Annotated in this window: 11 protein-coding genes and 1 pseudogene; 1 reads left to right on the forward strand and 11 read right to left on the reverse strand. The window is 72.1% G+C overall.

Annotated elements, in window-relative coordinates:
• Positions 1 to 11: 11 nt before the first annotated feature.
• Genes LNW71_RS08175 through LNW71_RS36455 form a run of 3 tightly spaced genes read right to left on the reverse strand, consistent with a single transcriptional unit; the run spans position 12 to position 2,066 of the window.
• Positions 12 to 476 carry a DUF4188 domain-containing protein gene (locus LNW71_RS08175; protein WP_250967628.1) on the reverse strand — a complete coding sequence of 155 codons (465 nt, stop codon included), beginning with the start codon at positions 474 to 476 and terminating at the stop codon, positions 12 to 14.
• Between the two features lie 13 nt (positions 477 to 489).
• Complete coding sequence (locus tag LNW71_RS08180; protein ID WP_250967629.1) at positions 490 to 1,902, reverse strand: aldehyde dehydrogenase family protein; 1,413 nt, start codon at positions 1,900 to 1,902, stop codon at positions 490 to 492.
• Positions 1,899 to 2,066: a hypothetical protein gene (locus LNW71_RS36455; protein ID WP_250967630.1), complete on the reverse strand. Its 168-nt coding sequence runs from the start codon at positions 2,064 to 2,066 to the stop codon at positions 1,899 to 1,901. Before LNW71_RS36455 ends, LNW71_RS08180 begins: the two co-directional genes overlap by 4 nt.
• 51 nt (positions 2,067 to 2,117) lie before the next feature.
• Here LNW71_RS36455 and LNW71_RS08190 point away from each other — a divergent pair, with 51 nt between their 5' ends.
• Positions 2,118 to 2,282, forward strand: coding sequence for a hypothetical protein (locus tag LNW71_RS08190; RefSeq protein WP_250967631.1), 165 nt, complete (start codon positions 2,118 to 2,120; stop codon positions 2,280 to 2,282).
• 30 nt (positions 2,283 to 2,312) lie between these two features.
• On the opposite strand, the gene LNW71_RS08195 is transcribed toward LNW71_RS08190, so the two are convergent.
• From LNW71_RS08195 to LNW71_RS36460, 8 genes and pseudogenes are all read right to left on the reverse strand, one after another.
• The gene (locus tag LNW71_RS08195) at positions 2,313 to 2,723 is read right to left on the reverse strand and encodes a phosphopantetheine-binding protein (protein ID WP_250967632.1); all 411 of its coding nucleotides are present in this window, start codon (positions 2,721 to 2,723) and stop codon (positions 2,313 to 2,315) included.
• 4 nt (positions 2,724 to 2,727) lie between these two features.
• The gene (locus LNW71_RS08200; RefSeq protein ID WP_250967633.1) at positions 2,728 to 3,342 is read right to left on the reverse strand and encodes a sigma-70 family RNA polymerase sigma factor; all 615 of its coding nucleotides are present in this window, start codon (positions 3,340 to 3,342) and stop codon (positions 2,728 to 2,730) included.
• Entirely contained in the window at positions 3,288 to 4,337 is a 1,050-nt protein-coding gene (locus LNW71_RS08205) for a 4'-phosphopantetheinyl transferase superfamily protein (protein ID WP_250967634.1), read from the reverse strand. The genes LNW71_RS08200 and LNW71_RS08205 overlap by 55 nt, the downstream gene beginning before the upstream one ends.
• 22 nt (positions 4,338 to 4,359) lie before the next feature.
• Positions 4,360 to 5,484, reverse strand: a complete 1,125-nt coding sequence (locus LNW71_RS36875; RefSeq protein ID WP_374119515.1) for an acyl-CoA dehydrogenase family protein — start codon at positions 5,482 to 5,484, stop codon at positions 4,360 to 4,362.
• Positions 5,481 to 6,116, reverse strand: a complete 636-nt coding sequence (locus LNW71_RS36880; RefSeq protein ID WP_374119516.1) for an acyl-CoA dehydrogenase family protein — start codon at positions 6,114 to 6,116, stop codon at positions 5,481 to 5,483. Before LNW71_RS36880 ends, LNW71_RS36875 begins: the two co-directional genes overlap by 4 nt.
• A 757-nt stretch (positions 6,117 to 6,873) precedes the next feature.
• Positions 6,874 to 7,995: pseudogene (locus tag LNW71_RS36885) on the reverse strand (acyl-CoA dehydrogenase family protein); the annotation flags it as partial.
• Entirely contained in the window at positions 7,992 to 9,614 is a 1,623-nt protein-coding gene (locus tag LNW71_RS08215) for a PfaD family polyunsaturated fatty acid/polyketide biosynthesis protein (RefSeq protein ID WP_250967636.1), read from the reverse strand. The gene LNW71_RS08215 and the pseudogene LNW71_RS36885, both read right to left, overlap by 4 nt.
• Positions 9,615 to 9,773: 159 nt before the next feature.
• Entirely contained in the window at positions 9,774 to 13,001 is a 3,228-nt protein-coding gene (locus tag LNW71_RS36460) for a 3-hydroxyacyl-[acyl-carrier-protein] dehydratase FabA (protein ID WP_250967637.1), read from the reverse strand.
• Between the last annotated feature and the right edge of the window lie 3 nt (positions 13,002 to 13,004).

The raw sequence follows: 13,004 nt of genomic DNA on the forward strand, positions 1-13,004 counted from the left end.
GGGTTCTCCCCCTATTCGTGGTCCGCGACGGGCGCGGCCGTCCGCTGCGGCCTGCCTGCGGTGGCCTTGGCCATGCCGAAGGGCGGCATGTTGCGATAGACGGTGTGCATCCGGGCGGGGTCGACGACATACGCCTCGTGGTAGATGCCGACCGCGCCGTTGTTGCCGATGGTCCGGTTGAAGCGGGCCCAGGCGGGGCGGTGGGAGGCGTCCATGGTGCGGGAGTACGCCATCAGCTCGTCCATGCTGCGCCAGTACTGGAGCACGATCACGGTGCGGTTGATCCAGGTGCGGGAGCCCAGGAAGCCGTGCTCCTTGTTCTTGTTGAGCTCCATGAGCATCGGGAACATGGCGATGAACGACGGCAGCCAGCGGTGCACCTTCCAGAAGCTGTTGATCCTCATGCCGATGAGGAACACAACCGCTCCCTCGGGCGGATCCGCCACCTGGGGCACCGTCTCGACCTTGTTGGCCACGGGGTCTCCTCTCTCAGAACGGGTAGCTGCGGGCCGGGCTGCTGACGGTGAGGGTGTGCCATCGGGTGAAGGCGTCCAGTGCGGCACGGCCGCCGAATCCGGAGCCGTTGCCGGACGCGCCGACGCCGCCGAAGGGCAGCCTGGGGTCGTGGTTGACGGGCTGGTCGCCGACGTGGACGACCCCGCAGCGCAGCAGCCGGGCCAAGTCCCGGCCGCGGCCGGCGTCGGAGGTGTAGACGGCGGCGGTCAGTCCGTAGTCGGACTCGTTGGCCAGTGCGACGGCCTCGTCGTCGTCGGCGAACGCGGTGACCGTCGCGACCGGTCCGAAGACCTCCCGGCGGAAGATGTCCATCTGCGGGGTGACGTCGGCCAGCACGGTGGGCGGGTAGTACGCGCCCCGGGCCCGGCCGCCGGTGACGAGCCGGGCGCCCTGGGCGACGGCGTCCTCCACGGCGGCGGCGATCTTGACGAGCTGCGAACGGTTGATGACCGGCCCGATCTGGGCGTCCTCGCGGAACGGGTCGCCGATCCGCAGCGCGGCGGCGTGCCGGGCCAGGGTCTCGGTGTACTCCTGGACCCGGTCCCGGTGCACGAGGTGGCGGCGCGCCGCCATGCAGATCTGGCCCTGGTGGAGGAAGGAGCCCCAGGAGCCGGCGGACGCGGCCTGTTCGACATCGGCGTCGGCCAGCACCACGAAGGCGTTGTGCCCGCCGAGTTCGAGGACCACGCGCTTGAGCAGCCGCCCCGCGGACGCCCCGATCTCCCGGCCCACCTCGGTGGATCCGGTGAACGACACCATCGCCACGTCCGGCGCCTCGACGAGCGCCCGGCCCGCCTCGGCGTCCCCGTAGACCACTTCCAGGACGCCCTGCGGGAGGCCGGCGGCGGCCAGCACCTCGGCGATGACCCGGCCGCCGGAGAGCGGGGTGTGCGGGTCGGGCTTGAGCAGCACGGCGTTGCCGAGGCCCAGCGCCGGAGCGACCGAACGCATCGCGAGCAGCAGCGGGAAGTTCCAGGGGACGATCACACCGACGACGCCCAGCGGCACCCGGCGCACCTCGTCCTGGCGGCCGGGATCGGAGCCGGGGCCGTGCGGGGTCTCGGGGGCCGTGGCGAGTTCGGCGCCGTGCCGGAGTTCGGCGATGCCCGCGCCCACCTCGTAGAAGGCCTTGCCCGGGATGGAGCCGCCCTCGCGGACCAGCAGCTCCTGGATCTCCGCCGCGCGTTCCTGCATCAGGTCGGCGGCCCGGACGAGGACTGCCGCCCTTTCGGCGGCGGGCACCTGGGCCCAGGCGGTCGCGGCGCCGGCGGCGCGGCGGGCCGCCGAAGCCACCGCGCCCGCTGCGAAGAGCGGGACCGTGCCCAGCTCCTCGCCCGTGGTGATCTCCCGGCTGGTCAGCAGCGCGGCTTCGGTGACTGTGCTCACCTGCGTACCTCTGTTTCGTCGTCGGCGGCGGATTCGGTGCGGTCGGCCGCCGCGGTGGGGGCGGCGGCCCTGGTCAGAACGGCGTATGCGGTGACCCGGCCCTGGCCGGTGGTGACGGACACGTGCACGTCGCCGTGCAGCACCGTGTCGGCGAAGCGGGCCACCTCGCCCTTGAAGAGCAGCGTGTAGGGCCCTCTTCCGGTCCCCGCACATCGATGTCGGACCAGTGGCAGCCGACCCTCGGCGGCGCTGCGAGCGCCCGCAGCGCGGCCTGGCGCAGCGTCCACCCGACGGCCGAGGTGCGCCCGGCGGGCAGCCGCAGCGCCTCGGTGCCGTGCCAGGCCACCAGCCGCTGGAAGGAGTCGACACTCATGTCGTAGCTGCCCACCCGGACCACGGTCCGCTCCCCGTCAGGCATGGACCGGCCGTCCCTTGCCGAGCATGTGCTCGACCATCGCGACCAGATTCCCGACGGTCAGCCGGTCGAGCATCCGGTCGAGGGTGAGACGGCCCGCCCAGATCTCCGGGTCGATCTGCGGCATGACGGTCCGCAGCCTTTCCAGGCCGCGCCCGCTGATGACTCCGTTCTCGTCACAGAACTCATCGTCGGGCACCTCCCCCTGCAGATAACGTCCGCACCGCTCGACGGTGAGTATGAGTGGCACACAGCATTCGATACGGAAGAAGACATCCAGCAGGTCCAGTGAATCCAGGCCGAGATCGGACGAGAACGAGAGATCCTCGGTGTATTTCTCCGGGGCAAGTCCCATCGCCTCTACGATGACGGACCGCACCACTCCTTCGACGTCGTATTCAGACATTGCGTCACTCCTGTCCGGCTGCGGCTTCGGGGCCTTCGCCAACCAGATCCGCCGGCCGCCCCGGAACGGACACCTCGGCGTCCGTCCGATCCGCCGGGCAGCGGACACAGGCACGGCCCTGCGGCTGCCACTCGCCGTCCTCGGTGTCGCTCAGCGCGCGACGCAGCCTGCGCAGGCAGCGGGTGCGTATCGGGCCGACCGACCCGACGGTCATGGACAGCGTGGAGGAGATCTCCTCGTACGAGGCCGGCGGGTCCTCCAGTGCCAGCCGCAGGACGCCGCGGCACTGCTCGGACAGCGTGCCGATGGCCTGCAGGACCTCCTCCTTGCGGTACGCCCGCAACGTGATCTGCTCGGGGCTCTCGTGATGCCCCGACAGCCCTTCGAGAGTTTCGCTGTCGCCCACCATCACCAGGCGCTTGCCCCGGGTGACGACCTTGATCGATTCGCGTCTGGCGACAGTCGCGAGCCAGTCGCCGACCCGTTCCGGATCACGAATGCGGCTCACGTTCTGCACCAGCCGGAACCAGGTGAGCTGGCGCACGTCCTCGGCGTCCACGTCATTCATCCGGTAACCACGGATAACGGACCAGATGAGCCTGCCGAACCGGTCGACCATCTCGTCCCATGCGGCTTGTTCGCCGCGTTCACACCCCGCCAGAATCTCCGCATTCCCCTTACGGGCCATTTGGGATTCCTCCGTGTGGAATTGATCTGTCTTTCGACGGATATGCATTCCATGCAACCGTTTCCCGGCTGCCTGGGGCAAGCTCTGCGGGTGTCAGATAGCGGACTGGCCGGAGGTGGACATCGAGGCCGGCGGCCCCGGCGCGGGCGTACGGCTTCACGACGGCGTCCCTTCCGGCAGGAGTTCGGCCATGGCGGAGCGCAGCCGCACCGGCAGCGGGCCCGCGTCGTCCTCGCTGGCGCGGATGGCCACGCCGAGCGCGAAGCGGTCCCACACCTGGAGCACGTGGACCTGCCACAGGGGCGCTCGGGTTCGGGGATCTCGTCGTCGACGACGGCCAGTCCGCCGTCGCGCAGCCGGTGCACGGAGAAGGCGTCGAAGCCGCGGCACATGCCCATGCCCGTGGCCTTGGTGTAGGCCTCCTTGGCCACCCAGGAGTCGGCGAAGGCGTGCCCGCGCTGGTCGTCCCGGTTGCGGCGCAGCACCTCGTTCTCCAGCGGGGTGAAGACCTTGGGCGCGAACTGCATGGCCTCGGGCCGGGCCGGGGTGGCCTCCGCGTCCACGCCGGCGATCCTGCCGCGTACGACGATGGCGGCGATCAGCCCGTTGGTGTGGGTGATGTTGAAGTCGAGTCCCCAGCTGGCGCCTTCGACCTGCGGACGTCCGTACTTGCCGGTACGGAACCGCCAGGAGTCGGGCGGCTCGGCGGTGTAGAGCGACAGGACCTGCCGGGACAGCAGCCTGGCGCCGAGGAAGCGGAGCCGGGCCGCGGGGAACAGCAGCCGGTCGTGCCTGGCCCGTTCCTCGTCGGTGAGCAGTTCCAGCCCGCCCGTCGCGGCGGCGAACCGCTCCACGTCCTCCTCCGCGAGCAGCCATACGTCGGCGCTGTCGGCGAGCGGATCGGGGTGCTGAACCTCGGGGTCCATGGGTGCTGTCTCCATCGTGGGTTCACCCGTTCACGGGAAAGGCGCGGAAGGAGAAGAGCCGGCCCTCGCGGTGCGCGTGCAGCATCGCGTCGGCGACCTCGGCGATCTCCTCGGGACCCGCGGCCCGCTTGGTGGGCCGGAACTGCTTGAGCAGCCGTTCCAGGCAGACCAGCAGCACCGCCGGGGAGCGCAGCGCCGGAGCGATGCTGTCCCGTCCGTTGAGGTAGAGGTGGACGACTGCTGCCGCGGCGGAGACCGTCGTGTACTGCTTGGCCAGGTCGTAGAGCTCGGCGGACTGCCCGGTGGCCTTGCCGAGTTCGGCACTGAGCTTGCGGTGTTCCGCGGCGAGCCGGTCCAGTTCGCCGACGATCTCCCCGGCCACGTCGGCTGCGCCGGCGAGCCGTGCCGCGTCCGGTCCGGTGGCGGCGGCCGCCGCCCGGCGCAGTTCGGCGACCGCGGGGCGCAGCGCCACCACCGAGTCGTCCACGCCCCGGCTGAACAGCTGCTGCTCGTTCGGCAGGTACGGCTCCATGGGGTGGGCCGGGTCGAAGACGGGCGCGGTGCGGGCGACGGCCCCGGCCACCACCTCGGGGACCTGCTCGACGGCGTTGGCGAGCAGCCGTTCCAGTTGCAGGGCGATGTTCTTCAGGTTCACCACGGTGTTGCCGTCGGCGAAGTCGGAGATCACGAAGTCCCGCATGACCTTCTGGAAGATGCCGTGCCTGGGGTGGGACCGCAGGTAGTGGCGGGCCCCCAGGACGACGGCGAGCCGGCCGATCGACTGGGAGAGGAAGGTGGGGATGAAGTACTTCACCACGGACGACCAGATGCTGGCCTGGTCCGGACTCAGCTGGAGGCTCCGCACGGCGCCGAGGGTCAGCGCGTCGGCGATCAGCAGGTCCGCGTAGCTCTCCACGAGCTGGCGCTGCGAGTACGGGATCTCGGAGACCGGGCCGCCGAAGATCTGCCGCTCCACGGCGAAGTCCAGGGTGGTGCGAAGCGCCGTGTCGACACAGCTCATCGCGATGCCGGAGATGGCGATGCGGACCAGCTGCCCGCTCTTCAGGGCGATTTCGAGGCCCTTGCCGCTGCCCCCGATGAGAGCGGAGTCCGGCACGAAGCAGTCGCGCAGCCGGACACCGCTCATGTCCAGGCCCCGCAGACCGTGCAGCGGCTCGTCCGGGAGGTGCTCGCACTGGCCGGCCGGGAGGCCCGCCTTCTCCACCGCGAAGATGGAGTACCCCCGGGCCCGCCCTTCTGCGAGGTGCGGGCGAAGACCATCACGGCGTCGGCGACGGTGGCGTTGCCGATGGTCCACTTCTCGCCGTTGAGCAGCCAGCCGCCCTCGGTGCGCCGGGCGGTGGTCTCGTTGGCGAGGATGTCGCTGCCGTGGTTCCGCTCGGAGAGGCCCCAGGCGAGCTTTCCGCCGCCCCTGATGACATCGGCGAAGTGCTGCCGCTGCCACTGGGTGCCGCCGATCCACACCGGCATGTAGCTGATGCTGGCCAGGGTCATGGCGGTGGCCGAGGTCGGATCGCGCCGGGCGACGAGCCGGTAGAGGTTGAAGCCGTCCTCGACGTTGACCGCCTTGCCTCCGTGGGCGGCGGGCACCATCCAGTCGTACAGGCCCCAGGAGGCGACCAGGTCGACGAACTCGTGGGGGTACTCCTGGCGTTCGTCGAGTTCCAGGACGCGGCTGAACGGCATGGGTCCGGCAGGGTCGTGCGGATCGCCGAGGTGGCGTTCCAGGTCGGCCATCTGCGCGTGGAGATCGGTCATGTCCTGTCATCCTCCGGAAGGCGCGGTTCCCCGGACGGGGGCTGTCGCACAGCTGGACCGGCAGCGCGGTGAAGAGCCGCCGCTCGGCGTCGAGTGCGGTGACCAGGCGTCCGATGGGGGCGATGTCGCGGCCTGCCCGGCGGGGGTCACGCCCGTCGGCCAGGGAACGGGTCAGCGTCAGTACGGGGTTGAGCCAGGCGGTGCCGCCCCGGTCCGGGTCGCCGTAGAGCCCGGGACGGTCGCGGTGGAACCACCACGCCAGGGCTGCCGTGCCGCCCGCGTACAGCAGGCAGAGACGGTCGGCGAGGTCGAGCGTCTCCGGGGACGCCTTGGGCGAGCGCGCCCGGTCGTGCTGTGCGTCGACGGCCGTGCTGAGCGTCGCCTCCAGGTCGGCCCGCAGACCGGTCACCGAGTCGGCCGCCGGGGCGTCGCCCCGTCGGCGCAGTTCCGCGGCGATCTCCTCGGCGTACTCGGCGAAGCCCAGCAGGATGTCGTCCTTGGGCCGTACGCCGAGGTCGAGCGCGGCCGGGTCGAGCGTCGGCAGGCAGGAGTCGTCGCCGAGGGCGAAGGCCGCGGCGAGCCGGAGCCCGCGCTCCACCGACGCGCGCTCGCGGGGCTCGGAGGGCGTCGCGGTGGCGTACGCGGCCGCGTAGGACGGCAGGTGCATCGCGATGGCGCGGAGGTTCCCGAGCAGGCTGGTGTCGATGACCTCGACCATGCCGTTGTCACGCACGGCCTTGTCGAGCACCGCCAGCGGGCCGTCCCGCAGGACGGCCCGCGCCCCGGCCAGGGCGCGGGAGCGGGTGGCGCAGGCCCCGGTGAGACGGGTCGCGACGTGCTTGACGACGGAGGAGGCCAGTGCGAACGCGCCGGGCGCGACATGGATGGCGCGGGCGGCGACCAGTGCGGTGAGGTCCGCCGTGCACAGTTCGGCCGCGGCCAGGGCCAGTTCGCGTGAGCCGTACGGGGTGTCGGCGACCGGCACCCCACCGGTGCGGTGCGTGCGGGCGAAGCGCAGGGCGGTGCGCAGCGCCGTGTCCGCGGTGGCGAGGCAGCCCGCGGTGCTCATCAGCCGGACCACCTGCTGGGCCCGCATCGCCCCGGCGAGCCCGCTGCCGACCGCCCCGACGACGGCGCTCGCAGGCACCGGGACGCCGGTGAACTCCAGGTCGGCGAAGTCCATTCCGTGCATGCCGGTCGTCCGGCGGGGCGGCAGCCGTCGCACGCCGCTGTGTGCCAGCTCCTCGGGTCCGAGCAGTACGGCGGTGAACGCCGCCGGCCCGCGCTCGGCCGTACGGGCCACGACGACCGCCGCGTCCGCGGTGGAGCCGCGGCCCACCAGCCACTTGGTCCCGTTGAGCATGTGGTCCTCGTCCAGCCGGCAGGTGTTGGCCAGCACATCGCTGCCCGCCCGCTCCTCCGAGAGCCCGAACGCGATGGTGCGTCCCTCGCGCACCCAGGCGGCGATGGCCCGGTGCTGTTCTGCCGTGCCCGCGGCCAGCACCGTCATGACGGCGGAGATGCTGAACATCGTGGCCGGCATGACGTTGACGTCGCGGCGCGCGGCGACCCGGACCAGGATCTGGGTGCCCTCCAGCGAATGGAGCGTGCCGCCGAGGGACTTCAGCAGGTACCCGAGGTGGAGACCGGCCGCGCGCAGCCGGGCCTCGGGCGCCGCCGGGTACTCCTCGGCGGCGTCCCGTGCGACGCCGGCGGCGAAGCCGTACGGGTTGTCCGTCCGCCAGGGGTCCTCCAGGGCGGCGTCCAGGCGCTCGGCACGCGGGTAGGGGCCTGCCACCCCCGTGCCGCCGCCGGCCAGGGCCGTCAGACGGTGCGGGGGCGCGGCGACGACGTCGGCCGGCAGTGACGAGGTGGTCATGGCCGGGCTCCGGCCACCGGGCCGACGGCCGCCGCGTCCTCGGGGGACGGCCGGGTGCCGAGGCCCGTCGGGAAGGTGACGCCCGCACCGCGCAGGACGGCGAGCCGCTGGTGGAAGGCGGCCCCCGTCATGATCTGCCGTGCCACGTCCGCGACGCGGCGGTGCTCGGGCGCCGCCAGGTACGTGCCGCGGACCCACGCGTTGAAGCTGCCCATCGCCGGGCCGCACCAGATCTGGTAGTCGACGGCGCGGTCGGCCTCGCCGGTCTTCGCCCAGCGCGACGCCATCCCGAGGTACCAGCGGAAGATCAGCGCGGCCCGCCGCTTGGGGTGATCGGCGGCGCGGGCGAGCTGGTCGGGGTCGCGGCGCCGGAAGTACTCGACGGTCTCGTCCCAGACGCTGTCCAGGGGGCGGCGGAAGATCTGCTTCTCGACGCGTTCGCGCACCGCCGGCGGGATCTCCTCGATGCCGTCGTAGGTGCGGTAGAGCTCGTACAGCTGCTTGGCCCGCATCGGGAAGAACGTGCCGTGCTTGAGCACCTGGAGCTCGACACCCATCTCGAACATGTCGGCTGCGGGGGCCATCTCGAAGTCGGCGATGCCCGCCTGCGCCAGCATCTGCTTGACCCGCGGCGAGGTACCCGCCTCCAGGCAGGACTGGTTGACCGATCCGGTGACGATGTAGTCCGCGCCCATCGCGAAGGCACCCGCCGCCGCCTCGGGTGAGCCGATGCCGCCCGCGGCGCCGACCCGGACGCGCTGCGGGTAGCCGCGCTCCTGCATGATCGCGTCGCGCTGGCGCATGATGACGGGGAGCAGCGCGGGCAGCGGACGGCGGTCGGTGTGTCCGCCCGAGTCGGCCTCGACGGTGATGTCGTCGGCCACCGGCACGAGCGCGGCGAGCCGGGCCTGCTCCTCGGTGATGGCGCCCTCCTCGACCAGGGCGCGCACCATCGCCTGGGGCGCGGGCCGCATGAAGAGCTCGGCGAGCTCGGGCCGCGACACCTTGGCGATGACCTTGTTCTCGGCGACGACCCCGTGCGGGCCGCCGGCGCGGAGACCGGCGAGCCGGTAGCGGACGATGTGCGGGGTGAGCGTGAGGAAGGCGGAGGCCTCCACACAGGGCACCCGGTACTTCAGGAAGAGGTCGACGGCCGTGCGCTCCAGGCGTTCCTCGCTGGGGCTGTGGATGAGGTTGCAGGCGTACGGAAGCCCGGGGATCTCGTCCCGGAAGCGGATCAGTGCCTTCTCGATCGCCTCCGGGAGGAGCCCGGCCGCGCCGTACGAGCCGAGCAGTCCGGCCTGCGCCATCGCGATGACCATGTCGGCCGAGGCGATGCCGTTGGCCATGGCCCCGCTCATGTAGGCCTGGCGCAGACCGTGGGCGGCCAGGAAGGCGGCGCTGCCGAGCCGTTCGGGTCCGAGCGGCGGCGCGGTGGCGATGATCTCGTGCTCGCCGCCGGCCACGACGGCGCCGCCGGTCACCGCGCCCAGCCCGTAGGGCCCGCGCACGATGTAGACGGGTTCCCCGAGCCGCATCAGGGCTTCGTGCACCCCGGTGTCGCCGACCGCGGGCGCCGCGGTCCCGGTCCACCTGGGCCGTTGGTGGTCGCTGGTCATGCTGGGTCTCCTGTCGGGTCGGACGAGGCCTCGGGCCCGGTCGTGGTGGATCTCGATTCCTCGGGCGGGAGCTCAGCGCCTGTCGGGTGACCTCCGGTCGGAGGTCACCCGACAGGCTCGGGTCCCGTCGTGGTGGATCTCGATGCCTCGGGCGGGAACTCAGGCCCCGTCGTGGTGGATCTCGATGCCGATGCCGCCCAGCTGATAGATCCGCAGGGTGGACTTCCAGACGCTCGCGTCGCCGAGCAGCACGATCCGGCCCGGGGTGCGGCGCACCTCCTTGACGTGCACGTCGAACTCCATGTCCGGGTCGTCCCGCAGGATCTGGCCGCGGTAGGACCAGGTCGTCTCCGCGCCGGAGAGCATCGCGAAGCGCGGATTGACGAGCCCGTCGGTGAGCCCCGTCTCGACGGCGTACAGCTGGAGTCCCTGCAGCAGGGCCTCCACGCCGAGGGAGCCGGGCATCACCGGGTCCCGGTGGAAGTGGCAGGAGAAGTACCACTCGTCGGGCTCGATCGACCGGTGTCCTCGCAGATAGCCCTGTCCGTGCTTGCCGCCGCCGGGCAGGATGTCGATCCACTCGGCCAGGTCGAGATGGCCGCCGGCCAGCCGGGGGCCGCCGCGTGCGGACTCGGCGGCCCGGTGGTCGGCGAGCTCGACCCGGCGTACCCCGGCGGGGCGGGACGCCTGCTGGTCGAGCCACGGCAGGACGTGCTTGCCCTTGTCCAGGCCGACCTGGTTCTCCAGGGCCTTGGCGTTGAAGTAGCCGAAGAGCGACTCGCCGGTGTAGAACACCTCTCCGTCCGCGGAGAGTTCGTAGCTGTAGTTCTGCAGGATCGACCCGGGCATCTGGTCGCTGGAGAGCAGGGTCGAGCGGTGCTGGATGGTCTTGCCGCGCAGGTCGATGTCCTTGACGAGGGTGGCGCGGCCGTCGAGGTTGCGGATGCTGAACTGCTCGTCGGGGAACGGGAGGGTGGCGCCCAGGTAGTAGCCGAGCAGGATGGCCGCCTGGAGGCTGGACTCCATGTAGACGCAGTTGGGCATGGAGGGCGAGCCGTTGTCGCGGTAGTACCAGGCGTCCTGCGGGGAGTCGTACTCGGTGACCATGACGGCCCCGCGCTTGAGCACCCCGCGGGTGCCTTCGAGCTCCATCATCCGGTCGACGAAGAGGAAGTCGCCGTTGGGGATGTACGGGGCCCGGCTGTCCGCGTAGACCTCGAACTCCGGTCCCATGGCGGTGGCCAGGTCGCCCTTGGCCGCGTGCGCCATGTGGAACTCGCTGAGCAGGGCGCGCCGACCGGTGGCGGGGCTCAGCCGGCCGAGGAAGTCCGGCACCTTGCCGCCGGCCTCCGGGCGGTAGGGGGTGCCCGGCTTCTCCACCAGCCGGATGCCGAGACCGGTGACGCTGATCGACGGCTTGCCGTCCCGCAGCACGATCACGTCCGCGGTGATCGCGGGGCGGGGCAGCAGGGTCAGTTCGGTGATGTCGATCCGGTACTCGATGCGCTCGGTGTCCGGGGTGATCTGGCCGCGGACCTTCACCTCGGTCTTCAGCCCGGGGACGGGCTGGAAGCGGGCGTCGGGCAGGCAGAGGTGCAGGCCGAGGGAGAACGCGTACGTCTCCAGCAGCTGCACGGCCCCTTCGGCCACCAGCGAGCCGGCGAGGACCGGGTCGTCCGGGAAGTGGCAGGTGAAGTACCAGCCGTCCGGCACGAGATGCTTGACGGCCTCGATCCGCCCGAGGCCGTGCCGGCCGCCCTTGCGGTCGAGCAGGGTCACCTCGTCGGCCATCCGCAGCTGCTCGGAGGGCAGCCTGAGCGAGCTGTTGGTCCCCTCGGGCTTGCGGTGGCCGGCCCCGAAGACCTCGTCGATCCGTCCGTCCGCGAGCAGCGCGAGGTCCGTGGCGGTGAGCGAGGTACGGGACGTGGGGGCTACGGGCTTGAAGGAACTGGACCCGGAGAAGGCGGCGTTCTTCGCGGGCGGCACGGCCTTGCCCTGGATGATGCCGAGGGAGCTCTCCAGCTCCTCGTCGGTGAAGAACCCCGCGCAGGCGTTGTTCAGCTTCAGGATCAGCTTGCCGTCGGCGTAGCAGTCGTAGTGGAAGAAGAACAGCATCGTGTCGCCCTGCCGGACGAACTGGTCGATCCAGATGTCGTAGCGCAGGGTCTGGCCGACCTGGGGGAGGTCGCCGACGAAGCTGAGGCTGCTGTCCAGGAGGCGGTAGACCCGGTCACCGCGGTTGGTGAAGTCCGCTCCGAGGTAGCTGATCAGGAGCAGGTCGCACTGCCCGGCCTCGATGGTGACCGCGGGCGGCACCTGTCCGTCCACGGCGTACCAGGCGTCGACCGGCACGTCGTACTCGGTGCGGATGAACGAGGGCTTGAACTCGCCGGGTTCGGCCTCCAGCGCGGTGACCCGCGTCGCGAAGTGGTACGGGGGCGCGGGCAGCCGCACCCGGCGGCGGAACTCGTCGACCTCGGCGTACCGGTCTCCGAAGACGTTGCCGATCTTGCCGGTGGCGAACTCCAGCAGGTCGTGCTCGTCCCAGATGACTCCGTCGGGCTTGGGCGGCCGGGGCGCGGGGGCCGCGGCGGGGGCGGCCGGCGCGGCGGGGGCGGCGGCGGCCAGCAGTGCGGCGAGCTGCTCACGCAGGGCCTGCTGGGCGTCGAGCACCTCACGGTGCGCCTCCAGCATCTCGCTGCGCAGTCCGCGCACCAGGGTGAGGGTGCTCTCCTCGGCGGTCCGGGCGGGGCGGGCGGGCAGCGGCGTTCCGAAGATGGCCGGGCGCGGTGGCTCCTGCGACGGGGCGGCCGGCGGCGCGGTCGCGGCGGCGGCCGGGATCATCGTGACGGGCTCCCGCTCCAGCTCGATTGCTGAGGCGGACGGTGGGGCGGCGGGGCGGATCGACATCGCGGAGTCCCATTCCGTGGCGGTTTCGGCGCCCCCTGCAGTTGCGGGGGCGGGAGTGGCGGGAGCCAGGGGCAGCCCGGATCCGGCCGGTGCGGCGGCGATCGGCACGGCTGCCGTCGGCGTGACCGCGACCGGTGCGGCGGCGATCGGCGCAGTTGCCTTCGAGGTGGCTGCGGCGGCCGTGTGCGCGGCCGGCACGGTCACGGGAACCGTGTGCGCGGGAGCCGGCGCCGCGACCGGGACCGCTGCCGGAGCCACCCTGGCGACCGGCACGGCTACGGGGGCCGTGGTCGCGGGAATCGGCGCGGCTACGGGAGCCACGGTGGCGGGCTGCACGGCGGTGGCCGGCACGGCGGTGACTGTCGTCCGGGCGGCCGTGTCGAGCGCACCGGCCGCGTCGGCCGCAACGGACAGCAGAGCGGCGAGTGGGGCCGCCGCGCCCTCGGCGACCAGCGGCGGGACCGGAGCCCCGCCCACGGT

This window comes from Streptomyces sp. RKAG290, assembly GCF_023701695.1.
Classification (GTDB): domain Bacteria; phylum Actinomycetota; class Actinomycetes; order Streptomycetales; family Streptomycetaceae; genus Streptomyces.

Coding starts and splice junctions, on each gene's coding strand:
- LNW71_RS08190 (WP_250967631.1), top strand. CDS start 2,118: ATGTCGGACCAGTGGCAGCCGACCCTCGGCGGCGCTGCGAGCGCCCGC.
- LNW71_RS08195 (WP_250967632.1), bottom strand. CDS start 2,723: ATGTCTGAATACGACGTCGAAGGAGTGGTGCGGTCCGTCATCGTAGAG.
- LNW71_RS08200 (WP_250967633.1), bottom strand. CDS start 3,342: ATGGTCGACCGGTTCGGCAGGCTCATCTGGTCCGTTATCCGTGGTTAC.
- LNW71_RS08205 (WP_250967634.1), bottom strand. CDS start 4,337: ATGGACCCCGAGGTTCAGCACCCCGATCCGCTCGCCGACAGCGCCGAC.
- LNW71_RS36875 (WP_374119515.1), bottom strand. CDS start 5,484: ATGAGCGGTGTCCGGCTGCGCGACTGCTTCGTGCCGGACTCCGCTCTC.
- LNW71_RS36880 (WP_374119516.1), bottom strand. CDS start 6,116: ATGACCGATCTCCACGCGCAGATGGCCGACCTGGAACGCCACCTCGGC.
- LNW71_RS08215 (WP_250967636.1), bottom strand. CDS start 9,614: ATGACCAGCGACCACCAACGGCCCAGGTGGACCGGGACCGCGGCGCCC.